Consider the following 24,151-nt stretch of genomic DNA (forward strand, 5'->3'; position numbering starts at 1 on the left):
GACTAGACTCAGGTCAGGCTGCGGCCGCTTCGCTGGTCAAGGCATCGAAGCGCCAGGCCCGAACCCGAGAATAAGAAAGCAAACTGGAGGTTTCGATGATTAGGGTGAAATCCACACTGGCTGCGCTGGGTGCTGCGTCACTGCTGGGCATCAGCGGGCTGGCGCAGGCAGGGGCGACCCTGGATGCGGTGCAGAAGAAAGGATTCGTGCAGTGCGGTATCAGCGATGGCCTTCCGGGCTTCTCGTTCGCCGATGCCAAGGGGCAATTCCAGGGGATCGACGTGGACGTGTGCCGCGCGGTCGCCGCGGCCGTGTTCGGCGATGCTACCAAGGTCAAGTACAGCCCGCTGACCGCCAAGGAGCGCTTCACCGCGCTGCAGTCGGGGGAAGTGGATGTGCTGTCGCGCAATACCACCTGGACCAGCTCGCGGGACGCCGCGATGGGGCTGAACTTCACCGGCGTGACCTACTACGACGGACAGGGCTTCCTTGTGAACAAGGAGCTTGGGGTGTCCTCGGCCAAGGAGCTGGACGGTGCCACGGTGTGCATCCAGGCCGGCACCACCACGGAGCTGAACCTGTCCGACTATTTCCGCGCCAATGGCCACAAGTACACCCCCATCACCTACGACACCTCGGACGAAAGCGCCAAGTCGCTGGAGTCCGGCCGCTGCGACGTGCTGACCTCGGACCAGTCCCAGCTCTACGCACAGCGCATCAAGCTGGCCAAGCCTGACGACTACGTCGTATTGCCTGAAGTGATTTCCAAGGAGCCGCTCGGCCCGGCCGTTCGCCAGGGTGACGAGGAGTGGTTCGATATCGTGCGCTGGACGCTGTTCGCCATGCTCAATGCCGAAGAGCTCGGCGTGACCTCGGCCAACGTCGAGGAGATGGCTAAGAGCACCAAGAATCCTGACGTGGCGCGTCTGCTGGGTGCCGAAGGCGAATACGGCAAGGATCTCAGACTGCCGAAGGATTGGGCCGTCCAGATCGTCAAGCAGGTAGGCAACTATGGCGAGATCTTCGATCGCAACGTGGGTGCCGGCAGTGAGCTGAAGATCGAGCGTGGCCTCAATGCCCTGTGGAACAAAGGTGGATTGCAGTACGCGCCGCCGGTGCGTTGAGCCTCCGTGGCCGGCCTCGTGCCGGCTCGTTTCATGGATGAGTACGGCCGATCCGCGAGGGTCGGCCGTGCGGTATGAGGATTTTCGATGCGTTCGATCGCCAGAGGCACCGCGCCCCGACGTTCGCTGCTGACCGATCCACGAGTACGCGCCTGGGTCTTCCAGGTGATTGCAGTGTTGGCAGTGGTGGCGTTCGGCTGGTACCTGTTTCATAACACCCAGAACAATCTTGCCCATCGCGGCATCACGTCCGGATTCGGCTTTCTCAACAACGCCGCCGGCTTCGGTATTTCCCAGCATCTGATCGACTACAGCGAAAGCGACAGCTACGGGCGCGTTTTCTGGGTCGGTCTGCTCAACACCCTGCTGGTCAGCGTAATCGGGATCGTCCTGGCCACCATCATGGGCTTCATCCTCGGCGTGGGGCGCCTCTCCAGCAACTGGCTGATCCGCCAGCTGGCGACGCTTTACATCGAGATCTTCCGCAATATCCCGCCGCTGCTGCTGATCTTCTTCGTCTATTTCGCCGTAATCAGCCCGCTGCCGGGGCCGCGCAACAGCCTGAGCCTGTGGGATGCGGTGTTCGTCAACAATCGTGGCGTGCAGATGCCGGCGCCCAGTGCCGCCGATGGCTTCTGGGCGTTCTGGCTGGCGCTGCTGGTCGCGCTGGTCGCCGTGGTAATGCTGCACCGCTGGGCGCGGGCGCGACGGCATGCAACAGGACGCATGTTCCCAGTGTTCTGGACGAGCCTCGGGCTGTTCATCGCCATACCCTGGTTGGTGACGCTCGTTGCCGGGGCACCGTTCAGCTGGGAAGTGCCGGAGCTGCAGCGCTTCAACATCCGCGGCGGCTGGGTGGTGATACCGGAGCTGGTGTCGATCGTGGTGGCGCTTTCGGTCTATACCGCGGCCTTCATCGGAGAGACCGTGCGTTCGGGCATCCAGTCGGTCAGCCATGGCCAGACCGAGGCGGCCGCATCGCTCGGCCTGCGTCCGGGGCAGGTCCTGCGGCTGGTCATCGTGCCGCAGGCTTTGCGAGTGATCGTGCCGCCGCTGACCAGCCAGTACCTGAACCTGGCGAAGAACTCGTCGCTCGCAGCGGCGATCGGTTATCCGGACATGGTTTCGCTGTTCGCCGGTACGGTGCTCAACCAGACCGGGCAAGCCATCGAAACCATGGCCATCACCATGAGTGTCTATCTGGCCATCAGCATCAGCATCTCGCTGCTGATGAACTGGTACAACAAGCGCATTGCGCTGATCGAGCGGTGAGCGCATGACCATTCATACCTTCAAACCCGACCTGCCGCCACCAACGATCAGCATCGGTGCGCTCGGCTGGCTGCGGGCGAATCTGTTTTCCAGCTGGATCAACACGCTGCTGACCCTGGTCGGGCTCTATCTGCTCTGGTTGATCGTGCCGCCGGTACTGGAATGGGCGATCTTCAAGGCTGACTGGACCGGCGACACGCGGGCCGATTGCAGCCGCGAAGGTGCCTGCTGGGTGTTCGTGCAGGTCCGCTTCGGCCAGTTCATGTACGGCTTCTACCCCACGGAGCTGCGCTGGCGGGTCGATGCGGCGGCATGGTTGGCGATCATCGGCGCGGCGCCACTGTTTCTGCGGCAGATGCCGCACAAGCTGCGCTACGGCATCGGTTACCTGCTGGTCTATCCGCTGCTGGCCTACTGGCTGTTGCATGGCGGATTCCTCGGGTTGCAGACGGTGCCGACCAGTCAGTGGGGCGGCTTGATGCTGACGGTGGTGATCGCCGCGGTGGGCATTGCCGGCGCCTTGCCTTTGGGCATCCTGCTGGCGCTCGGACGACGCTCGGACATGCCGGCCATCCGGGTGCTCTGCGTGACCTTCATCGAGTTCTGGCGCGGCGTACCGCTGATCACCGTGCTGTTCATGTCGTCTGTGATGCTGCCGCTGTTCCTGCCCGAAGGCATGAACCTCGACAAGCTGTTGCGGGCGATGCTGATGGTGGTGTTCTTCGAGGCCGCCTACATCGCCGAAGTGGTACGCGGCGGCCTGCAGGCGATCCCCAAAGGGCAGTACGAGGCGGCGGCCGCCATGGGTCTGGGCTACTGGCGCAGCACGCTGCTGGTGATTCTGCCGCAGGCCCTGAAGCTGGTGATTCCGGGCATCGTCAATACCTTTATCGCCCTGTTCAAGGACACCAGCCTGGTGATCATCATCGGCCTGTTCGACTTCCTCAACAGCATCAAGCGCGCTACGGCGGACCCAGCCTGGCTGGGTATGTCCACCGAAGGCTATGTCTTCGCCGCGCTGGTGTACTGGATGTTCTGTTTCGGCATGTCCCGCTATTCCATGCGCCTGGAGCGCAAGCTGGACACCGGCCACAAGCGTTAGGAGTGAGATATGAATGATTCAATCGCGCAGGCCGGGCAGGCAAGCGAGCCGGTCATCCGCATGCAGGGCGTGCACAAGTGGTTCGGGCAGTTCCATGTGCTCAAGGACATCAACCTGTCCGTGCGGCAGGGCGAGCGCATCGTGTTGTGCGGGCCGTCCGGGTCGGGCAAGTCCACCACCATCCGCTGTCTGAACCGCCTGGAGGAGCACCAGCAGGGGCGCATCGTCATCAACGGCGTCGAGCTGACCAGCGACCTCAAGCAGATCGAGGCGATTCGCAGCGAAGTCGGCATGGTCTTTCAGCATTTCAACCTGTTCCCGCACCTGACAGTGCTGCAGAACTGCACGCTGGCGCCCATGTGGGTGCGCAAGCTGCCACGCCGGCAGGCCGAGGAGGTCGCCATGCATTATCTGGAGCGGGTACGCATTCCGGAGCAGGCCAACAAGTATCCCGGGCAGCTTTCCGGTGGCCAGCAGCAGCGCGTGGCGATCGCCCGCGCCCTGTGCATGAAGCCGAAGATCATGCTGTTCGACGAGCCTACCTCGGCCCTCGATCCGGAAATGGTCAAGGAAGTGCTGGACACCATGGTCAGCCTCGCCGAAAGCGGCATGACCATGCTCTGCGTGACCCACGAGATGGGCTTCGCCCGAACGGTGGCCGACCGGGTGATCTTCATGGACAAGGGTGAAATCGTCGAGCAGGCCGAGCCGGAGGTGTTCTTCACCAGCCCGGTGAACGACAGGACCAAGCTGTTCCTCAGTCAGATCCTGCATTGAGCGAGGCCGAAGGGGAGACCGTCGGGGCGGACGGCGTTCGGCTGTCTTCGGCCGGCCGTCATGGGCTAGAATACGCGCCCCGACTGCTCCCCCCTCCGAGGCTGTTCCGACGATGTTGATCCTGCGCGGTGCTCCCGCTCTTTCCGCCTTCCGTCACGGCAAGCTCCTGGCACAACTGACCGAAAAGGTTCCCGCCGTCAGCGGGTTGTATGCCGAGTTCGCCCATTTCGCCGAGGTTTCCGGCACGCTTGGCGCGGATGAGCAGAACGTACTGACCCGTCTGCTGAAGTATGGCCCCAGCGTACCGGTGCAGGAGCCGGCCGGTCGGCTGTTCCTGGTGGTGCCGCGCTTCGGCACCATCTCGCCCTGGTCGAGCAAGGCCAGCGACATCGCGCATAACTGCGGCCTGGAGAAGATCCAGCGGCTGGAGCGGGGTATCGCCTACTACGTGCAGGGCGAGTTGTCCGACAGCGATGCTCAGCTTGTCGCTGCCGCGCTGCATGACCGCATGACGCAGCTGGTGCTGGGCCGGTTCGAGGAAGCCGCCAACCTGTTCAGTCATGCCGAACCGAAGCCGCTCACGGCGGTGGACGTACTCGGCGGCGGTCGCGCCGCGCTGGAGAAGGCCAACGTGGAGCTGGGCCTGGCCCTGGCCGAGGACGAGATCGACTACCTGGTGCAGGCCTTCAGCGGGCTGGGACGCAACCCGCACGACATCGAACTGATGATGTTCGCCCAGGCCAACTCCGAACACTGCCGGCACAAGATCTTCAATGCCAGTTGGGATATCGATGGCGAGAGCCAGGAAAAATCCCTGTTCGGCATGATCAAGAACACCTACCAGCTGCACAGCGAAGGCGTGCTGTCGGCCTACAAGGACAATGCCGCGGTCATCGTAGGCAACGTCGCCGGTCGCTTCTATCCGAATCCCGAGACGCGCGAGTACGCCGCGAGCCAGGAGCCGGTGCACATTCTGATGAAGGTGGAAACCCACAACCACCCGACCGCCATCGCTCCGTTCCCTGGTGCTTCCACCGGCTCGGGCGGCGAGATTCGCGACGAAGGTGCGACCGGGCGCGGCGCCAAGCCGAAGGCTGGCCTGACCGGTTTCACCGTATCCAACCTGAACATTCCCGGCTTCGAGCAGCCCTGGGAGAAGCCTTACGGCAAGCCCGAGCGCATCGTCACGCCGCTGGACATCATGATCGAGGGCCCGCTGGGCGGCGCCGCGTTCAACAACGAATTCGGCCGTCCGGCGCTGACCGGCTACTTCCGTACCTTCGAACAGGCGATCAACACGCCTCGTGGCGAGGAAGTACGGGGCTATCACAAGCCGATCATGCTCGCCGGCGGCATGGGTAACATCCGCGAGGAGCATGTGCAGAAGGGCGAGATCTCGGTCGGCGCCAAGCTGATCGTGCTCGGCGGCCCGGCCATGCTGATCGGTCTGGGTGGTGGCGCGGCATCCTCGATGGCCACCGGCACCAGCTCGGCGGACCTGGACTTCGCCTCGGTGCAGCGCGACAACCCGGAAATGGAACGTCGCTGTCAGGAGGTCATCGACCGCTGCTGGCAGCTGGGCGAGCACAACCCGATCAAGTTCATCCACGACGTCGGTGCCGGCGGCCTGTCCAATGCGTTTCCGGAGCTGGTCAACGATGGTGGCCGTGGCGGTCGTTTCGAACTGCGCAACATCCCCAACGACGAGCCGGGCATGGCGCCGCTGGAGATCTGGTGTAACGAGTCCCAGGAGCGTTACGTGCTCTCCGTCGATGCGGCCGATTTCGAGCGCTTCAAGGCCATCTGCGAGCGTGAGCGCTGCCCGTTCGCGGTGGTCGGCGAGGCCACCGAGGAGCCGCATCTGACCGTTGCCGACAGCCATTTCGGCAACAAGCCGGTGGACATGCCGCTCAACGTGCTGCTCGGCAAGGCGCCGCGCATGCACCGCACTGCCAGCCGCGAAGCCGAGCTGGGTGACGACTTCAGCGCCGCTTCGGTCGATCTGGCCGAGGCCGTGACTCGCGTGCTGCGCCATCCCGCCGTGGCCAGCAAGAGCTTCCTGATCACCATTGGCGATCGCAGCATTACCGGTCAGGTGGCGCGCGATCAGATGGTCGGTCCGTGGCAGGTGCCGGTGGCCGACTGTGCCGTCACCGCGACCAGTTATGACGTCTATACCGGCGAAGCCATGGCGATGGGCGAGCGCACGCCGCTGGCGCTGCTGGACGCCCCGGCGTCGGGCCGCATGGCCATTGGTGAAACGCTGACCAACCTTGCCGCTGCGCGGATCGAGAAGATTTCCGACATCAAGCTGTCGGCCAACTGGATGGCCGCAGCCGGTCATCCGGGCGAGGATGCGCGGCTGTACGACACCGTTCGCGCCGTCGGCATGGAGCTTTGCCCGCAACTGGGCATCACCGTTCCGGTGGGCAAGGACTCGATGTCGATGAAGACGCGCTGGTCGGAGGAGGGGGGCGAGAAGAGCGTCACCTCGCCACTGTCGCTGATCGTCTCCGGTTTCGCTCCGGTCGCCGACATCCGCCAGACCCTGACTCCGCAGCTGCGCCTGGACAAGGGCGCCACCGACCTGATCCTGGTCGATCTGGGCCGTGGTCAGAACCGCATGGGTGCCTCGATCCTCGCTCAGGTGTACGGCCAGATCGGCCGTCAGGCGCCCGACGTCGATGACGCCGAGGATCTGCAGGCCTTCTTCGCCGTGGTCCAGGGCCTGAATGCCGACGGTCTGCTGCTGGCCTATCACGACCGCTCCGACGGTGGTCTGCTGACCACCGTGCTGGAGATGGCCTTCGCCGGTCATTGTGGCTTGAACCTGAATCTCGACGGCCTGCTGGACAGCGCCGACGACATCGCCGCCTTGCTCTTCAACGAGGAACTCGGTGCGGTGCTCCAGGTGCGGCAGGATGACACCGAGATCGTGCTGGCGCAGTTCAGCGCGGCCGGATTGGGCGATTGCGTCGCCGTGATCGGGCAGCCGGTGAACAATGGCCATGTGTCGATCAGGCACGGCGAGAACGAAGTGTTCGCTGGCGAGCGCCGTCTGCTGCAGCGCCAGTGGGCCGAGACCAGTTACCAGATCCAGCGTCTGCGCGACAACGCCGAGTGCGCCGATCAGGAGTTCGATGCACTGCTGGAAGAGGACAACCCAGGCCTGAGCGCCAAGCTCAGCTTCGACGTCAACGAGGACATCGCCGCACCCTTCATCAAGCGCGGCGTGCGCCCCCAGGTGGCGGTGCTGCGCGAGCAGGGCGTCAACGGCCAGGTGGAGATGGCCGCCGCGTTCGATCGCGCCGGCTTCGCAGCGGTCGACGTGCACATGAGCGATATCCTTTCCGGCCGCGTCAGCCTGGACGAATTCAAGGGTATCGTCGCGTGCGGCGGCTTCTCCTACGGCGACGTGCTCGGTGCTGGCGAGGGCTGGGCCAAGTCGATTCTGTTCAATGCCCGCGCGCGGGACGGTTTCCAGGCGTTCTTCGAACGCAAGGACAGCTTCGCCCTCGGCGTGTGCAATGGCTGCCAGATGATGAGCAACCTGCACGAGCTGATCCCGGGGACGGAGAACTGGCCGCACTTCGTGCGTAACCGCTCCGAGCAGTTCGAGGCACGCGTGGCGATGGTGCAGGTGCAAGACTCGCCGTCGGTCTTCCTGCAGGGCATGGCCGGATCACGCCTGCCGATCGCCATCGCCCATGGCGAAGGTCATGCCGAGTTCGAGAGCGAGGAAGCCATGCTACAGGCCGATCTGTCCGGCACCGTGGCGCTGCGTTTCGTGAATAACCACGGCAAGGTCACCGAGCGTTACCCGGCCAACCCGAACGGCTCGCCGCGCGGTATCACCGGTCTGTGCAGTCGTGACGGTCGCGTGACCATCATGATGCCGCACCCGGAGCGTGTTTTCCGCGCCGTGACCAACTCCTGGCGCCCTGACGAGTGGCAGGAAGACGGCGGCTGGATGCGCATGTTCCGCAACGCCCGGGTCTGGGTCGACTGAGCGTCCTGCTGAGCGCTACCAGATAGCCCGCTCGACGCATGCGTCAGCGGGCTTTTTCCTTTGTGAACCCGTTCCATGAACCGCGCGCCTCGGCTGTCGTCTCAGCTATGACGCACCGCACCGTTTGGTAGTTGCGTTGATGGCAAGCTGCCACCTCACTGCCTGGCGCCCGCCGGGTTCACCTGCATGGAGAGTTCGATGTACAAGCTGTGTTTCTATGTTCCGGACAGCCATCTGGAAGCGGTCAAGAAAGCAGTGTTTGCGATTGGCGCTGGCCGGATCGGTGCCTACGACAGCTGCTGCTGGCAGGTGCTGGGGCAGGGGCAGTATCGTCCGCTGGAAGGCAGTCAGCCCTTTCTCGGGCAAACCGGGCAGGTGCAACACGTGCCGGAGTGGAAAGTGGAGATGGTGGTCGCCGACGAGCTGATTCACGACAGCGTCAAGGCGATGAAAAAGGCCCACCCCTACGAAACGCCGGCCTTCGACGTCTGGCGTCTATCGGACATGCAGTTCTGATTCGATTGCCTGCTGGCGTGGCCGGCAGGCGCTTCCCGGCTTAGGGGCGTATCTCGATCAGGGTTCCGTCCTTCACCAATCCCCAGATTTCCCGCATGTCGCTGTTGGTGAGCGCGATGCAGCCCTCCGTCCAGTCGAGGGTGTGGAAGAACCATTCGGGATACTCTTCGTCCACTGGCGTGCCGTGCAGCATGATCATGCTTCCCGGGGCCACACCTTCCTGTTGCGCGCGCGCCAGGTCGCGTGCGTTGGGATAGGAGATGTGCATCGAGAGGTTGTACTTGTCGCTGGTCTTGCGCCAGTCGATCCAGTAGAAGCCTTCCGGCGTGCGCATGTCGCCCTCCCGCTGCTTGGCACCGTTCGGCTGTTTTCCGAGGGAGATGCGATAGCTCTTGAGCGTCTGCCCGGCGCTGACCAGATGGAGCTTGCGCTCGGATTTGATGACCAGCACCTTGTCGATGGGCGAGCCGCCCAGGCTGGGTGTCGCATTGGCGTGGGAGAAGGCGGTAAAGGTGAGGCAGAGCAGAGCGAGCAGCCAACGCATGGGGCTTTCCTGTCGAACTTCATCAGACCTGTGACCCGTTCGCCGACTCAGTCTGCCCGAGCGTTTTGTGGCTGGCGGTTCCGATAGCTCGTCACGGCCTCGGTGCGCACCGGGAAGGTCTGCTGCACCCGGTCGGCGAAGAAGCATTCTAGGGTACGGCCGATGGTCGGAAAAGCCAGCTCGGACCAAGGGATGTCCTGTTGTTCGAAGAGCTTCACCTCCAGGCTCTCGTCACCGGCACAGAACTCCAGATCCACCAGCTGAGCGCGAAAGAACATGTACACCTGATTGATGTGTGGCAGATCGAACAAGGTGTAGAGCTGCAGGTCCGTGACACGGGCGCAGGCTTCTTCGAGCGTCTCGCGTTCCGCTGCCTGCTGCAGGGTTTCGCCGTTCTCCATGAAGCCTGCCGGCAAGGTCCAGTAACCACGACGTGGCTCGATGGCCCGTCGGCAGAGCAGCACCTGGTCGCCCCAGATTGGCACGCACCCGGCGACTATTCGCGGGTTTTCATAGTGCACAGTGTGGCAACTGCCGCAGACGAAGCGCGGGCGGTTGTCCCCGTCCGGGATGCGGATCAGTACCGGGTTGCCACACTGGTTGCAGTAATTCATGGACGAATTCCTGTCGATTCCGGCAAATCTTGGTCCGTTCGCGATGATTCGGCAAGGAAGCCGCGGACCTCAGTGAGACCGACCGCGCATGTCGGTGTTCGTCCGCTTCTCATGGCTTTTCCGAGGTCTTGGGCGACTGCGCCTTTCATGCCATGATGCCGGTCAAAGACGAAACGAGAATATTCATGCTGGACACAATACTCCGACGGGTGCGCGGCCATTGCCCGTATCTCCTGGCGCCGGAGGACCGCCTGCCCGAGGCGGCCGTGTTGATGCCGATCACTCGCAGCGAGTCGCCGGAACTGGTACTCACACTCCGAGCGGCCGGCCTGTCCACCCATGGCGGGGAGGTCGCATTCCCTGGCGGTCGCCGCGATCCGGAAGACCGCGATCTGCTGCAGACTGCGCTGCGAGAGGCCGAGGAGGAGGTCGGGCTGGCGCCTGGCATGGTAGAGGTCGTCGGCCCGCTCAGCAGCCTGGTATCGGTGCATGGCATCCACGTCACGCCCTATGTCGGGCTGGTTCCCGACTACGTGGAGTACCGCGCCAATGACGCCGAGATCGCCTCGGTGTTTTCGGTGCCGCTGGAGTTCTTCTGCCAGGACCCGCGTGAGGTCACCCATCGCATCGACTACCAGGGCCAGAGCTGGTACATCCCGTCTTACCGTTATGGCGAATACCAGATATGGGGGCTGACGGCGATCATGATCGTCGAGCTGGTCAACGTGGTGTACGACGCCGGCATCGAAATGCGCCGTGCACCCGCTGCGTTCGTCGACCTGTCCGGGCGCGGCAAACCCTGAGCCACGCCGGTGACGCCGTCGGCGTCCCGGCGTTCATCATCCGACAACAAGAGGTGTCTGCGTGAAATACCGTCTGGGAGAGTCGCGAGTCGATGCACATCCGCAAAGCTGGGTGGCGCCCAATGCCACGCTGGTCGGCAAGATTCGTCTCGATGCTGGTGCCAGTGTGTGGTTCGGTGCGGTGCTGCGCGGCGACAACGAGCTGATTCATATCGGCGAGAACAGCAATGTGCAGGACGGTAGCGTGATGCACACCGATATGGGCCATCCGCTGACGCTGGGAACTGGCGTGACGGTGGGTCACAACGCCATGCTGCATGGCTGCACGGTGGGTGACTACAGCCTGATCGGCATCAATGCGGTGGTGCTCAACGGGGCGAAGATCGGCAAGCACTGCATCATCGGCGCCAATACGCTGATTGCCGAAGGCAAGGAAATTCCCGATGGCTCGCTGGTGGTGGGCTCGCCCGGCAAGGTGGTCCGCGAGTTGAGCGAGGAGCAGAAGAAAATGCTCGAGGCCAGCGCCGCTCACTACGTGCACAACGCCCAGCGCTACGCGCGTGATCTGGAGCCAGACGAGTGAGTGTCGCGGAAAAACCTGTCGCTTCCCCCTGTGTCAGCCTCTGCGCGCTGGACGAAGACGACCTGTGCGTCGGCTGCCAGCGCAGTGCTGACGAGATTCGCCGCTGGGGCCAGATGAACAACGAGGAGCGTCGCCTGGTACTGCAGCGTTGCGGCGAAAGGGCCCGTCTCGGCGGCCAGCTGATGTAAGACGTAGCCTTACCCGGTTCGTGTTTTCAACCGTAACGAGGAATCCCATGCCAAGAATAGGCACTCCGCTGTCGCCCAGTGCGACCCGTATCCTGCTCTGCGGCTGCGGCGAGTTGGGCAAGGAACTGGTCATCGAGCTGCAGCGCTTCGGCGTCGAAGTGATCGCCGTGGACCGTTATGCCAATGCGCCAGCCATGCAGGTGGCGCACCGCAGCCATGTGCTCGACATGCTCGACGGCGCCGCGCTGCGTGCCGTCATCGAGCAGGAGCGTCCGCACTACATCGTGCCGGAGATCGAGGCGATCGCCACTGCGACCCTCGTCGAGCTGGAGCGTGAAGGCTATACGGTGATCCCGACCGCCAGGGCTGCCCAACTGACCATGAATCGCGAAGGCATCCGCCGCCTGGCTGCTGAGGAGCTGGGGTTGCCGACCTCACCCTATCGCTTTGCCGACACGCTGGACGAGTGCCGCGCCGCCGCCATGGCGCTGGGCTTCCCGTGTCTGGTCAAGCCGGTAATGAGTTCCTCTGGCAAGGGGCAGTCGGTGCTGCGCAGCGACGCGGACATCGATGCGGCCTGGGAATATGCGCAGGCCGGTGGCCGCGCCGGTCGCGGGCGGGTCATCGTCGAAGGCTTCATCGATTTCGATTACGAGATCACTCTGTTGACGGTGCGTCATGCCGGCGGAACCAGCTTCTGCGAGCCGGTAGGGCATCGCCAGGAGAAAGGCGACTATCAGGAGTCCTGGCAGCCGCAGCCCATGGCACCGGCGGCGCTGGCCGAGGCGAAGCGCATCGCGCTGGCGGTCACCGATGCGCTGGGCGGGCGTGGCATCTTCGGGGTCGAACTGTTCGTCAAGGGCGAACAGGTCTGGTTCTGCGAGATATCGCCGCGGCCGCACGACACCGGTCTGGTCACGCTGGTCTCGCAGGATCTGTCGGAATTCGCCTTGCATGCGCGGGCCATCCTTGGCCTGCCGATTCCGGTCATTCGCCAGCTGGGGCCTGCGGCGTCGGCCGTGGTGCTGGTGGAGGGGGAGTCGACTCAGGTGAGCTTTGGCAACCTCGCGGAAGTGCTGGCCGAGCCCGATACCGCGCTGCGCCTGTTCGGCAAGCCTGGCGTCAGCGGTCAGCGGCGCATGGGCGTGGCGCTGGCACGAGACACTTCCATTGATGCTGCGCGGCAGAAGGCGCTACGCGCCGCGGCAGCGGTGAAGATCGAGCTCTGAGTGCAGCGGAGCCGGCTCTGGGTCGGCTCTAGCCCACTTGCTGCTCAGTCGATGGCGTCGCGCTCACGGTCCAGGCACGCACGCTTTTTACCCGATTGTCGGCTGCCTGGAGGATCTCCAGGCGATAGTTGCCGATCTGCAGGCAGATGCCGCTATCGGGGATATGCTCCAAGGCTTCGGTGATCAGCCCGTTGAGCGTCTTGGGCCCGTCGCAGGGGAGGTGCCAGTCCAGCGCACGGTTCACCTCGCGGATATAGGCCGCGCCATCGATGACCAGCGTGCCGTCTTCCTGCGGGTGGATGTCGGGGCTGCGCAGGGTATCCTGATTGCTGAATTCGCCGACGATCTCTTCGAGAATGTCCTCGAGCGTGACGACGCCGCGAACGTCGCCGTACTCGTCCACGACGATGCCGATCCTGCGCTTTTGTTTCTGGAAGTTCAGCAGCTGAGTGGAAAGCGGCGTGTTTTCCGGCACGAAGTACGGCTCGGTACAGGCGGCAAGCAGGCTTTCCTTGGTCAGCTGGTCGTGGCTGAGCAGGCGGGCGATCTGTCGCATGTGGACGATGCCCTCGATCTGGTTGATGTCGTTGCGGAACACCGGCAGACGCGTGTGCGGAGTGGTGCGCAACTGGCTGATGATCGCTTCCAGATCGTCATCGAGGTCGATACCGGCGACCTCGTTGCGCGGAATCATGATGTCGTCGACCGTCACTCGTTCCAGGTCGAGAATGCCCAGCAGCATACTCTGGCGATTGAGGGGCAGGTCGCTGCCCGATTCGCGCACCACGCTGCGCAGTTCCTCGGTGGACAGGCTGTCATTGCCCTTGTTGGACAGGTCGACGCCGAGCAACCCGAGCAGACCGTTGCTCACCCAGCTGAGCATGGCGACCAGGGGGTAGAGCACCTTCTGCAGCATCTTCAGTGGCAGACTGACCGGGTAGGCGATGATCTCCGGGCGCAGCGCCGCCAGCGTCTTGGGTGTGATCTCGCCGAATATCAGCAGGATGATCGTCAGGCCGATGGTTGCGATGGCGATGCCTGCTTCGCCCCACAGCTGCATCGCCAGCACTGTGGCAATGGATGAAGCAAGGATGTTGACGAAGTTGTTGCCGACCAGAATGGTGCCCAGCAGGCGGTCGGGGTGCGCCAGCAGCTCGCTGGCACGGCGGGCGCCACGATGGCCCTCCTTGGCCTGATGTCTGAGGCGGTAGCGATTGAGGCTGAGCATGCCGGTCTCGGAGCTGGAAAAGAACGCCGAGCACAGCAGCAGAAAGACCAGCAGGCCGACGAGAAAGCCGGGGTGTAGATTTTCCACGAGTTAGCCTGTTCGCTTCAGATATGCAGGATGAATTCGCGGACCAGCTTGCTGCCGAAGTACGCCAGCATCAGCAGGCAGAAACCAGCCAGCGTCCAGCGGATGGCCTTGTAACCGCGCCAGCCGAGTTGGTGCCGGCCCCACAGCAGCAAGCCAAATACGACCCAGGCGACCACCGAGAGCAGTGTCTTGTGGACCAGATGCTGGGCGAAAAGGTCATCGAGGAACAGCCAGCCCGACAGCAGCGATGCGGAGAGCAGTGCCCAGCCTGCCCAGAGGAAGCCGAACAGCAGGCTTTCCATGGTCTGCAACGGCGGGAAGTTGCGGATCAGCCCCGAAGGGTGCTTGTGCTTGAGGTGGTGGTCCTGCAGCAACAGCAGCAGCGCCTGGAACACCGCAATGGTTAGCATGCCGTAGGCCAGGATCGACAGCAGGATATGCGCGAGGATGCCCGGCTCCTCGGTGATAGCCGGTGCGGTGCCGGATGGGGCGAATTCTGCGAAGAGCACCGTCAGGCAGCCTAGGGGAAACAGAAGCAGCAGCAGGTTTTCCACGGGCATGCGGTACAGCGCCAGCAGTATCAGTAAGATGACGGCGGCGGCGATCAGGCTCGATGCGTTGAAGAAGTCCAGGTGCAGGCCGCTGGGCGACAGCAGCTGAATGAAGAGGCTGACCCCGTGGGCAAGCAATGCGAGCAGGCCCACGGCCAGCAGCAGGCGTTTGTCCGGCACGGTGCGTTGTGCCAGTCGCAAGCTTTGGTAACCCGTGACGCCGGCGTAGAGAATGGCGGCGGCAAGGCTGGGTAACAGAGGGTGCATAGGTTCCGCTAACGGGCTCGAAAGGTCGTGAGTGTGGCACAAACGCCCGAGGCACAAAAGCTGCGGCAAGGTTACGCGGCTCGTGGTGGGAACTGCTTCGTGTGGGGCCGCTGTCGCCGCACCTTCAGCAGGGCGGATCGGCGGCATGGATCGCGTCTGCTGAGAAAAGCGACGTGTGCGGGGTACCGGCGGGGCGTCCGCACCTTCTATAATCGCGCCCCTCAGCACATCCAGCGTGGAATGGCTCATGTTCGAAAACCTAACCGATCGTCTCTCTCAAACGCTTCGTCATGTCACCGGCAAGGCCAAGCTGACCGAGGACAATATCAAGGACACCCTTCGTGAAGTGCGGATGGCGCTGCTCGAGGCCGACGTCGCGCTGCCGGTGGTGAAGGATTTCGTCAATCGGGTCAAGGAGCGCGCGGTTGGTACCGAGGTGTCGAAGAGCCTGACCCCGGGCCAGGCGTTCGTGAAGATCGTTCGCGCCGAGCTGGAAGAGCTGATGGGCGCCGCCAACGAGGATCTGGCGCTCAATGTCACGCCTCCGGCCGTGGTGCTGATGGCGGGCCTGCAGGGTGCGGGTAAGACCACGACCGTGGGCAAGCTGGCGCGCTTCCTCAAGGAGCGCAAGAAGAAAACGGTGCTGGTAGTGTCTGCCGACGTTTATCGTCCAGCGGCTATCAAGCAGCTCGAGACGCTGGCCGGCGAAGTCGGCGTGACCTTCTTCCCCTCCGACACCAGCCAGAAACCGGTGGATATCGCTCAGGCCGCGATCCGCGAAGCCAAGCTCAAGTTCATTGACGTGGTACTGGTCGATACCGCTGGTCGGCTGGCGATCGACGCCGAGATGATGGCCGAGATTCAGGCTGTTCACGCGGCGATCAAGCCGGCGGAAACGCTGTTCGTGGTCGACGCCATGACCGGTCAGGATGCGGCGAACACCGCCCGTGCGTTCGGCGATGCACTGCCTCTGACCGGCGTGGTGCTGACCAAGGTCGATGGCGACGCCCGGGGTGGTGCGGCGCTTTCGGTGCGGCATGTCACCGGCAAGCCGATCAAGTTCCTCGGCATGGGTGAGAAGAGCGATGCGCTGGAGCCCTTCCATCCGGACCGAATCGCCTCCCGTATCCTTGGTATGGGCGACGTGCTCAGCCTTATCGAGCAGGCCGAACAGACCCTCGACCGTGAAAAGGCCGAGAAGCTCACCAAGAAGCTTAAGAAGGGCAAGGGCTTCGATCTCGAAGACTTCCGCGATCAACTGCAGCAGATGAAGAATATGGGCGGTCTTGGCGGCCTGATGGACAAGCTGCCCTCCATCGGTGGCGTCAACCTGTCGCAGATGGGGCACGCGCAAGGCGCGGCGGAAAAGCAGTTCAAGCAGATGGAAGCGATCATCAATTCGATGACGCCAGCCGAGCGACGCAACCCCGATATCATCAGCGGCTCGCGCAAGCGGCGTATCGCCATGGGCTCAGGCACCCAGGTGCAGGATATCGGGCGGTTGATCAAGCAGCACAAGCAGATGCAGAAGATGATGAAGAAGGTCACCGGCAAGGGTGGCATGGCCAAGATGATGCGCGGTATGGGCGGCATGTTCCCAGGTGGCGGGATGCCCAAGTTCTAGTCCCGCGGCTGCGATTGCACAGGTTTGGCGCCAGGACGGGCGCGCGCCTGTGTCCGGCGCGCTGGACGGCTGCGCGCCTCTAGCAAAAGAGTTTGCAAAATCCCCGGCATTCCTTAAAATGTGCGGCCTTTCGGGCCTAGGCCCATTTTAAGTGTGTGCCTTAAGTTAGCACCGACTACAGGAACGATGTTCACATGGTAACTATTCGTCTCGCCCGTGGCGGCTCCAAGAAGCGCCCTTTCTACCACCTGACCGTGACCAACAGCCGCAATCCGCGTGATGGTCGCTTCGTCGAGCGCATCGGTTTCTTCAATCCGATCGCCACTGGTGCGGAAGTGAAGCTCTCTGTGAATCAGGAGCGCGCTGCTTACTGGCTGAGCCAGGGCGCACAGCCGTCTGAGCGCGTTGCTCAGCTGCTGAAGGAAGCTGCCAAGGCCGCTGCCTGAACCCTATGAGCGCAATGTCCGCCCCGAGCGATGAGCTGGTCGTCATCGGCAAGATCGTTTCGGTGCATGGCGTGCGCGGTGACGTGAAGGTCTATTCCTTCACCGATCCAATCGACAACCTGCTGGACTATCGTCGCTGGACGCTGAGGCGAGGTGATGAGGTCAAGCAGGTCGAGTTGGTCAAAGGGCGCCTCCAGGGCAAGATCCTGGTGGCTTCGCTGAAAGGACTGACCGATCGCGAGGTGGCGCGTACGTACGCCGACTTCGAGATCTGCGTTCCACGCAGCGAACTGCCCGCGCTGGATGACGGCGAATACTACTGGTACCAGCTTCAGGGTTTGAAGGTGCTCAATCAGGCCGGGCAGTTGCTCGGTCAGGTCGATCACCTGCTCGAGACCGGAGCCAATGATGTTCTGGTCGTAAAGCCTTGCGCCGGAAGTCTGGATGATCGCGAGCGACTGCTGCCCTATACGGATCACTGTGTCTTGAAAGTGGACCTGGATTCGGGCGAGATGCAGGTCGACTGGGACGCGGATTTCTGAACGGCATGGCCGGCTTGCGCGTCGAGGTCATCAGCCTGTTCCCGGATATGTTCGCAGCCATCAGCGAATATGGGATTACCAGTCGTGCGGTGAAGCAGGGGTTGCTCCAGTTGAATTGCTGGAATCCCAGGAGCTACACCGAGGACCGTCATCAGACGGTGGATGACCGCCCGTTCGGCGGTGGCCCCGGCATGGTGATGAAGATCAAGCCGCTCGAGCTGGCGCTGGCTGATGCCAAGCGTGCCGCGGGCGGGAAGGCGAAGGTTATCTACCTGTCGCCGCAAGGGCGTCAGCTGAAACAGGCCGACGTTCGCGAACTGGCGAATGAGGAGGCGTTGATCCTCATTGCCGGTCGTTACGAAGGTATCGACGAGCGCTTCATCGAAGCGCACGTGGATGAGGAATGGTCGATCGGTGACTACGTGCTGTCCGGCGGCGAGCTGCCGGCAATGGTGCTGATCGATGCCGTGACCAGGTTGCTTCCGGGCGCCCTGGGGCATGCTGGTTCCGCCGAGGAGGATTCGTTTACCGACGGCCTGCTCGACTGCCCGCATTACACGCGTCCTGAGGTGTATGAGGGTAAATGTGTTCCTGAGGTGCTGCTCAGCGGCAACCATGAACACATCCGGCGTTGGCGCTTGCAGCAGTCCCTTGGGCGGACCTGGGAGCGACGCGCTGATCTTCTGGATAGCCGCTCGCTTTCTGGAGAAGAACAAAAGCTGCTGGCGGAATACATCCGTCAGCGGAACGATAGTTAACGTATCGATGGCAACCCGGCGGGTTGACCTTAGGAGCACACAGCATGACCAACAAGATCATTCAGCAGCTCGAAGCCGAGCAGATGACCAAAGAAATCCCGCCGTTCGCGCCGGGCGATACCGTCATCGTTCAGGTGAAGGTGAAGGAAGGCGACCGTCAGCGTCTGCAGGCCTTCGAGGGCGTGGTAATCGGCAAGCGTAACCGCGGCCTGAACAGCGCTTTCACCGTTCGCAAGATCTCCAACGGCGTTGGCGTCGAGCGTACCTTCCAGAGCTACAGCCCGATGGTTGACAGCATCAGCGTCAAGCGTCGCGGTGACGTGCGCAAGGCCAAGCTGTACTACCTCCGCGCGCTGTCCGGCAAGGCCGCCCGCATCAAGGAAAAGCTGGTCTAAGACCTCCTTTCCGCGAATCGAAAAAGCAGCCCTCGGGCTGCTTTTTTCGTTTCTGCAGCCTCGAAGCATCGCGCTGCGGTGACTACAGGCGGTCGACGCAGGCCGGGTTGCGCTTGCCGAGACCCTGGCCCGCCTCGGCCGGCTGTGGAACACTGTCGGGCCCGATCCGATTCGTACCGCCATGCCCACGCTCGACGACCCCGTAATAGACCGTTACCTCGATGCCCTCTGGCTGGAAAAGGGGCTGGCCGATAACAGTCGGGAGGCCTATCGCAACGACCTCGCCTCATTCAACGGTTGGTTGCAGGAGCGCGGCGTTCGGTTGGCGGCGGCGGGGCGGGAGGTCATTCTCGATCACCTCGCCTGGCGCCTGAACAATGGCTACAAGGCGCGCTCCACGGCGCGCTTTCTTTCCGGGCTGCGCGGCTTCTACCGCTACCTGCTGCGTGAGGGTGAGATTTCGCTCGATCCGACATTGCGTGTCGACTTGCCGCGCCTGGGGCGGCCGCTACCCAAGGCATTGTCCGAAGCGGACGTGGAGGCCTTGCTGGCGGCGCCCGATACGGGTGATCCGCTTGGGTTGCGGGATCGGGCAATGCTCGAGGTGCTTTATGCCTGCGGCTTGCGGGTCACCGAGCTGATCAGTCTGACCCTGGAGCAGGTGAGCATGCGCCAGGGCGTGTTGCGAACCTTCGGCAAGGGCAACAAGGAGCGTCTGGTTCCGCTCGGCGAAGAAGCGCTGCACTGGCTGCAGCGTTACCAGCGGGATGCTCGAGATCAACTGCTGGCAGGTCGGCCCAGTGACGTGCTTTTTCCGAGCCAGCGCGGCGAGCAGATGACCCGCCAGACCTTCTGGCACCGTATCAAGCTGCACGCCCGGGTCGCAGGTATCGCGACTGGCATTTCGCCCCACACCCTGCGCCACGCGTTCGCAACGCACCTGCTAAACCATGGGGCGGACTTGCGTACCGTGCAAATGCTGCTTGGCCACAGCGACCTGTCTACGACACAGATCTACACGCACATCGCACGCGCGCGGCTGCAGGAACTGCATGCGACGCACCATCCACGAGGCTAGCCAGCGGTGATTGGCAGCTCATGATGCCGCGGGAGCAGTCGCATCGAACGATCGGCTGCACAACGTAGTGAAGAGGTCTGTGGCAGTTTGCAGCACTTGGCTATGGTAGGCTTTGCGCCTTTCCTTGATTGTCGCTGCCAGGAGTTCCCATGGGCGTGATTCGTATGTTTGCTGCCGCCACAATTGGTCTGGTCAGCACCGTTGCAATGGCCGCCGATCCGGATCAGGCAATACGTCAATCGCTGCAGAAAATTCAGCCCGACGTGCCGATCGAGGCGGTAGCCGAGAGCCCGATGCCGGGGGTGTATCAGGTTCAGCTGGAAGGCGGGCGGCAGCTGTATGCCAGTGCTGACGGTCAGTTTGTCATTCAGGGTTATCTCTACCAGTTCAAGGATGGGCAGGCGGTCAACCTGACCGAGCAGGCGCAGAGCCGATCGGTGGCCAAGCAGATCAACGCCATTCCGGCGAGTGAGATGGTGGTGTTCGCACCCAAGGCGCCGAGAACCCATATCACCGTGTTCACCGATACCGATTGTGGCTATTGCCAGAAGCTGCACAGCGAAGTGCCTCAGCTCAACCGTCTCGGTGTGGAGGTGCGCTATGTGGCGTTCCCGCGCCAGGGGATGGGCAGCCACGGTGCCAATACCCTGACCAGTGTGTGGTGCGCCAAGGACCGTCAGGATGCCATGAACAAGGCCAAGGCTCGTGAAGAACTGCCGGCAGCCAGTTGCGATACCCCGATCGCCAAGCAATACCAGTTGGGGCAGATGATCGGTGTGCAGGGTACGCCGGCCATCATTCTCGCCAACGGTCAAATGATCCCCGGCTACCAGCCAGCGGCGCAGCTTGCAGAGGTGGCGCTCGCTGCGGCCAAGTAATCGATCCCAGCCCATCGGTCCGGTTGCGCCGGTCTGACGATCGGCAGCGGAACTGAGCAGCTGACCGCGTTCAAACCCTTCGGTACTGAACGAAGGTGGTCGCGATGAAGCTCGAAGGTTCCTGTCACTGTCAGGCTGTGCGGTTCACGCTCGAATCCGCACAGCCCTATCCTTTCATGCGCTGCTATTGCTCGATCTGCCGCAAGACGGCAGGTGGCGGCGGCTTCGCCATCAATCTGGGTGGCGACTATCGCACGCTCCAGATCGATGGGCGTGAACACCTCGGCATCTATCGGGCGAGGCTGACCGATGCGGACGGCGGGACGCGCGTCAGCGAAGGGCGCCGGCATTTCTGCCGCCTTTGTGGTAGCGCACTGTGGTTGTGGGACCCGAGCTGGCCGGACCTGGTGCATCCGTTCGCCTCGGCCATCGACAGCGACTTGCCGGTACCGCCGGAGCATACGCATCTGATGCTCGATTCCAAGGCCGGCTGGGTCGAGCCCCATATACAGGCCGGGGACCGCTGTTTCGCCGAGTACCCGGACGAATCCCTCGCGCAGTGGCATGAGCGGCTGGGGCTTGGACGGCCGTAGCGCTAGCTGTGGCTGATTGACTAAAAGCTGCTCCCTTCGTAATGTGCGACTCTTTTGTCGATCGGCAGGTCCGGTCGTTTCGCTGTGAATGGGGAGTTCAGCTTGAAACCGGTGAAAGTTGGCATCTGTGGGCTGGGAACCGTCGGTGGCGGTACCTTCAATGTGCTCAAACGCAACGCCGAGGAGATTGCCCGCCGTGCCGGGCGTGGAATCGAGGTTGCGCAGATTGCCACTCGTCACCCTAATTCCAAGTGCGACACCGGTTCGACCCCTATCACCGCCGACATCTTCGATATCGTGAACAACCCGGAAATCGACATCGTTGTCGAGCTGATCGGCGGCTACACGGTAGCCAAGCAACTGGTGCTCAAGGCCATCGAGAATGGCAAGCATGTGGTCACTGCGAACAAGGCACTGATCGCTGTGCACGGCAACGAGATCTTCGCCAAGGCGCGCGAAAAGGGCGTCATCGTCGCGTTCGAGGCTTCGGTGGCTGGCGGTATCCCGGTGATCAAGGCGATTCGCGAAGGCCTTGCCGGCAACCGCATCAACTGGCTGGCGGGCATCATCAACGGCACCGGCAATTTCATTCTCACCGAGATGCGAGAGAAGGGCCGCACCTTCGAGGACGTGCTCAAGGAAGCCCAGGAGCTCGGCTATGCCGAGGCCGATCCGACGTTCGACGTGGAAGGCATCGACGCTGCCCACAAACTCACCATCCTGGCATCCATCGCCTTTGGCATTCCGCTGCAGTTCGACAAGGCCTATACCGAGGGCATTGCACGCCTGACCACCGCCGATGTGAACTACGCCGAGGCCCTGGGCTATCGCATCAAGCACCTGGGCGTCGCTCGTCGCACCGAGGCAGGTATCGAGCTGCGCGTGCATCCCACGCTGATTCCGGCCGACCGCCTGATCGCCAATGTCAATGGCGTGATGAACGCCGTGATGGTCAATGGCGATGCCGTCGGCAGTACTCTCTACTATGGCGCCGGAGCCGGTATGGAGCCGACTGCCTCGGCCGTTGTTGCTGACGTCGTCGATGTCACTCGTGCGCTGACCACCGACCCGAACAATCGCGTGCCGCACCTGGCCTTCCAGCCGGACTCGCTGTCCGATCATCCGATCCTGCCGATCACCGCCTGCGAAAGCGCTTATTACCTGCGTATCCAGGCCAAGGATCATCCGGGCGTGCTGGCACAGGTGGCGACCATCCTTTCCGAGCGCGGCATCAATATCGAGTCGATCATGCAGAAGGAAGCCGAGGTCCAGGACGGCCTGGTTCCGGTGATCCTCGTGACCCATCGGGTCGTGGAGCAGCGCATTGACGACGCCATCGCTGCGCTCGAGCGGCTCGATGACGTCGTGGACAAGGTCGTACGCATCCGCGTCGAACAGCTGAATTAACAGGAGCCGAGCGAGCGCCGGGAGGCCCAGTGGCTTCAGGCGTCCAGGCCCAAATCGAAGGTTGAGAAAAATGCGCTACATCAGCACCCGCGGCCAGGCACCGGCCCTGAATTTCGAAGATGTGCTGCTGGCCGGTCTGGCCAGCGACGGCGGCCTCTACGTGCCGGAGAACCTGCCGCGCTTCACCGTAGAGGAAATCGCTTCCTGGGCCGGCCTGCCGTATCACGAACTGGCGTTCCGGGTCATGCGACCATTCGTTGCCGGCAGCATTCCGGATGCCGACTTCAAGAAAATCCTGGAAGAGACCTATGGCGTTTTCGCCCATGGCGCCATTGCCCCGCTGCGCCAGCTGAACGGCAACGAGTGGGTACTCGAGCTGTTCCACGGTCCGACCTTGGCCTTCAAGGATTTCGCCCTGCAGCTGCTCGGCCGTCTGCTCGACTACGTGCTGGCCAAGCGTGGCGAGCGCGTGGTGATCATGGGAGCCACCTCCGGTGACACCGGTTCGGCAGCCATCGAAGGCTGCCGCCGTTGCGAGAACGTCGATATCTTCATCTTGCACCCGCATCAGCGCGTGTCGGAAGTGCAGCGCCGGCAGATGACCACTATCCTCGGCGACAACATCCATAACATCGCCATCGAAGGCAATTTCGATGACTGCCAGGAGATGGTCAAGGCCAGCTTCGCCGACCAGGGGTTCCTCAAGGGCACCCGCCTGGTGGCAGTCAACTCGATCAACTGGGCGCGGATCATGGCCCAGATCGTCTACTACTTCCATGCCGCACTGCAGCTGGGCGGCCCGGCGCGTTCGGTCGCCTTCTCGGTCCCGACCGGCAATTTCGGTGACATCTTCGCCGGCTACCTGGCGCGCAACATGGGGCTGCCGATCAATCAGCTGATCGTTGCCACCAACCGCAACGACATCCTGCACCGTTTCATGTCCGGCAATCACTACGACAAGGACACGCTGCATCCGTCGCTGTCGCCGTCCATGGACATCATGGTGTCCTCCAACTTCGAACGCCTGCTGTTCGACCTGCACGGTCGCAACGGCAAGGCCGTAGCCGATCTGCTGGATGGCTTCCGCGCCAGCGGCAGACTTTCGGTGGAAGAGGATCGCTGGGCCGAAGCGCGTCGACTCTTCGATTCGCTGGCGGTGGACGACGAGCAGACTTGCGCGACCATCGCCCGGGTGTTCAAGGAGACCGGTGAGGTGCTTGATCCGCATACCGCCATCGGCGTGCACGCCGCTCGTGAATGCCGTCGTAGCCTGAGCATCCCGATGGTCACGCTGGGCACCGCGCATCCGGTGAAATTCCCGGATGCGGTGGAGAAGGCCGGTATCGGTCAGGCGCTGGCGCTGCCGGCGCACCTTGCCGACCTGTTCGAGCGCAGCGAGCGGTGCACGGTGTTGCCAAACGAGCTCAAGGCGGTGCAGGCCTTCGTCGGCCAGCACGGCAATCGCGGCAAGCCGCTCTAAGGGACGGTGATGTAAAAAAGGCCAGTCATGTGACTGGCCTTTTTCGTTATGGCGTG

The 24,151-nt window shown here is 62.9% G+C and carries 24 protein-coding genes; 20 read left to right on the forward strand and 4 right to left on the reverse strand.

All coding sequences use genetic code 11. The features are described 5' to 3' along the window. Positions 1 to 95: 95 nt before the first annotated feature. The 6 genes from ACVRRC_RS06595 to ACVRRC_RS06620 all read left to right on the forward strand — a co-directional run bounded on the left by ACVRRC_RS06595 (position 96) and on the right by ACVRRC_RS06620 (position 8,800). Complete coding sequence (locus tag ACVRRC_RS06595) at positions 96 to 1,124, forward strand: amino acid ABC transporter substrate-binding protein (protein WP_013982037.1); 1,029 nt, start codon at positions 96 to 98, stop codon at positions 1,122 to 1,124. Positions 1,125 to 1,211: 87 nt separating this feature from the next. Then, positions 1,212 to 2,396 (forward strand): amino acid ABC transporter permease, encoded by a 1,185-nt coding sequence (locus ACVRRC_RS06600; protein WP_013982038.1) that lies wholly within the window; start codon positions 1,212 to 1,214, stop codon positions 2,394 to 2,396. A gap of 4 nt (positions 2,397 to 2,400) precedes the next feature. Next, entirely contained in the window at positions 2,401 to 3,498 is a 1,098-nt protein-coding gene (locus ACVRRC_RS06605) for an amino acid ABC transporter permease (protein WP_048328686.1), read from the forward strand. A gap of 9 nt (positions 3,499 to 3,507) precedes the next feature. Beyond that, on the forward strand, positions 3,508 to 4,275 hold the full coding sequence (locus ACVRRC_RS06610) for an amino acid ABC transporter ATP-binding protein (RefSeq protein WP_014596028.1): 768 nt from the start codon (positions 3,508 to 3,510) through the stop codon (positions 4,273 to 4,275). 112 nt (positions 4,276 to 4,387) lie between these two features. Then, entirely contained in the window at positions 4,388 to 8,284 is a 3,897-nt protein-coding gene (gene purL, locus ACVRRC_RS06615; protein WP_053527962.1) for a phosphoribosylformylglycinamidine synthase, read from the forward strand. Between the two features lie 198 nt (positions 8,285 to 8,482). Next, positions 8,483 to 8,800: a YqfO family protein gene (locus ACVRRC_RS06620; RefSeq protein ID WP_013982042.1), complete on the forward strand. Its 318-nt coding sequence runs from the start codon at positions 8,483 to 8,485 to the stop codon at positions 8,798 to 8,800. Between the two features lie 40 nt (positions 8,801 to 8,840). On the opposite strand, the gene ACVRRC_RS06625 is transcribed toward ACVRRC_RS06620, so the two are convergent. Both ACVRRC_RS06625 and ACVRRC_RS06630 read right to left on the reverse strand, forming a co-directional pair. Next, on the reverse strand, positions 8,841 to 9,344 hold the full coding sequence (locus tag ACVRRC_RS06625) for a L,D-transpeptidase family protein (protein WP_014596030.1): 504 nt from the start codon (positions 9,342 to 9,344) through the stop codon (positions 8,841 to 8,843). Positions 9,345 to 9,391: 47 nt separating this feature from the next. Beyond that, complete coding sequence (locus ACVRRC_RS06630; protein WP_472996780.1) at positions 9,392 to 9,958, reverse strand: NUDIX hydrolase; 567 nt, start codon at positions 9,956 to 9,958, stop codon at positions 9,392 to 9,394. Positions 9,959 to 10,143: 185 nt separating this feature from the next. Here ACVRRC_RS06630 and ACVRRC_RS06635 point away from each other — a divergent pair, with 185 nt between their 5' ends. The 4 genes from ACVRRC_RS06635 (at position 10,144) to purT (ending at position 12,761) form a co-directional block, all read left to right on the forward strand. Further along, complete coding sequence (locus tag ACVRRC_RS06635; RefSeq protein ID WP_011912366.1) at positions 10,144 to 10,761, forward strand: CoA pyrophosphatase; 618 nt, start codon at positions 10,144 to 10,146, stop codon at positions 10,759 to 10,761. 61 nt (positions 10,762 to 10,822) lie between these two features. Then, positions 10,823 to 11,344 (forward strand): gamma carbonic anhydrase family protein, encoded by a 522-nt coding sequence (locus ACVRRC_RS06640; protein WP_013982047.1) that lies wholly within the window; start codon positions 10,823 to 10,825, stop codon positions 11,342 to 11,344. Continuing rightward, positions 11,341 to 11,532, forward strand: coding sequence for a DUF1289 domain-containing protein (locus ACVRRC_RS06645; RefSeq protein ID WP_011912368.1), 192 nt, complete (start codon positions 11,341 to 11,343; stop codon positions 11,530 to 11,532). Before ACVRRC_RS06640 ends, ACVRRC_RS06645 begins: the two co-directional genes overlap by 4 nt. Positions 11,533 to 11,579: 47 nt before the next feature. Then, complete coding sequence (gene purT, locus ACVRRC_RS06650; protein ID WP_011912369.1) at positions 11,580 to 12,761, forward strand: formate-dependent phosphoribosylglycinamide formyltransferase; 1,182 nt, start codon at positions 11,580 to 11,582, stop codon at positions 12,759 to 12,761. Between the two features lie 28 nt (positions 12,762 to 12,789). Here the strand turns inward: purT and ACVRRC_RS06655 are convergent, their stop codons facing one another. Then, positions 12,790 to 14,076: an HlyC/CorC family transporter gene (locus ACVRRC_RS06655; RefSeq protein ID WP_011912370.1), complete on the reverse strand. Its 1,287-nt coding sequence runs from the start codon at positions 14,074 to 14,076 to the stop codon at positions 12,790 to 12,792. Between the two features lie 17 nt (positions 14,077 to 14,093). After that, a complete protein-coding gene (locus ACVRRC_RS06660) occupies positions 14,094 to 14,894 on the reverse strand; it encodes a cytochrome C assembly family protein (RefSeq protein ID WP_013982049.1) in 801 nt (266 codons plus the stop codon). A gap of 247 nt (positions 14,895 to 15,141) precedes the next feature. On the opposite strand from ACVRRC_RS06660, the gene ffh reads away from it, so the two are divergent. The 10 genes from ffh to thrC all read left to right on the forward strand — a co-directional run bounded on the left by ffh (position 15,142) and on the right by thrC (position 24,095). Next, entirely contained in the window at positions 15,142 to 16,518 is a 1,377-nt protein-coding gene (gene ffh, locus ACVRRC_RS06665) for a signal recognition particle protein (protein ID WP_013982050.1), read from the forward strand. 194 nt (positions 16,519 to 16,712) lie between these two features. Next, positions 16,713 to 16,964, forward strand: coding sequence for a 30S ribosomal protein S16 (gene rpsP, locus ACVRRC_RS06670; protein WP_011912373.1), 252 nt, complete (start codon positions 16,713 to 16,715; stop codon positions 16,962 to 16,964). A 5-nt stretch (positions 16,965 to 16,969) separates the two neighbouring features. Next, on the forward strand, positions 16,970 to 17,506 hold the full coding sequence (gene rimM, locus ACVRRC_RS06675; RefSeq protein WP_011912374.1) for a ribosome maturation factor RimM: 537 nt from the start codon (positions 16,970 to 16,972) through the stop codon (positions 17,504 to 17,506). Positions 17,507 to 17,511: 5 nt separating this feature from the next. Beyond that, positions 17,512 to 18,264 carry a tRNA (guanosine(37)-N1)-methyltransferase TrmD gene (gene trmD / locus ACVRRC_RS06680; protein ID WP_011912375.1) on the forward strand — a complete coding sequence of 251 codons (753 nt, stop codon included), beginning with the start codon at positions 17,512 to 17,514 and terminating at the stop codon, positions 18,262 to 18,264. 44 nt (positions 18,265 to 18,308) lie between these two features. Continuing rightward, positions 18,309 to 18,659: a 50S ribosomal protein L19 gene (gene rplS / locus ACVRRC_RS06685; RefSeq protein ID WP_011912376.1), complete on the forward strand. Its 351-nt coding sequence runs from the start codon at positions 18,309 to 18,311 to the stop codon at positions 18,657 to 18,659. A gap of 181 nt (positions 18,660 to 18,840) precedes the next feature. Further along, positions 18,841 to 19,737: a site-specific tyrosine recombinase XerD gene (gene xerD, locus ACVRRC_RS06690; protein WP_045633021.1), complete on the forward strand. Its 897-nt coding sequence runs from the start codon at positions 18,841 to 18,843 to the stop codon at positions 19,735 to 19,737. Positions 19,738 to 19,886: 149 nt separating this feature from the next. Next, positions 19,887 to 20,615 (forward strand): disulfide isomerase DsbC N-terminal domain-containing protein, encoded by a 729-nt coding sequence (locus ACVRRC_RS06695; protein ID WP_472996781.1) that lies wholly within the window; start codon positions 19,887 to 19,889, stop codon positions 20,613 to 20,615. Positions 20,616 to 20,719: 104 nt separating this feature from the next. Further along, positions 20,720 to 21,208 (forward strand): GFA family protein, encoded by a 489-nt coding sequence (locus ACVRRC_RS06700; RefSeq protein WP_011912379.1) that lies wholly within the window; start codon positions 20,720 to 20,722, stop codon positions 21,206 to 21,208. 102 nt (positions 21,209 to 21,310) lie between these two features. Beyond that, entirely contained in the window at positions 21,311 to 22,615 is a 1,305-nt protein-coding gene (locus tag ACVRRC_RS06705) for a homoserine dehydrogenase (protein WP_045159294.1), read from the forward strand. Between the two features lie 70 nt (positions 22,616 to 22,685). Further along, positions 22,686 to 24,095 carry a threonine synthase gene (gene thrC / locus ACVRRC_RS06710; RefSeq protein ID WP_013982056.1) on the forward strand — a complete coding sequence of 470 codons (1,410 nt, stop codon included), beginning with the start codon at positions 22,686 to 22,688 and terminating at the stop codon, positions 24,093 to 24,095. Positions 24,096 to 24,151 lie beyond the last annotated feature (56 nt).

Source organism: Stutzerimonas sp. LR2 (genome assembly GCF_055755175.1).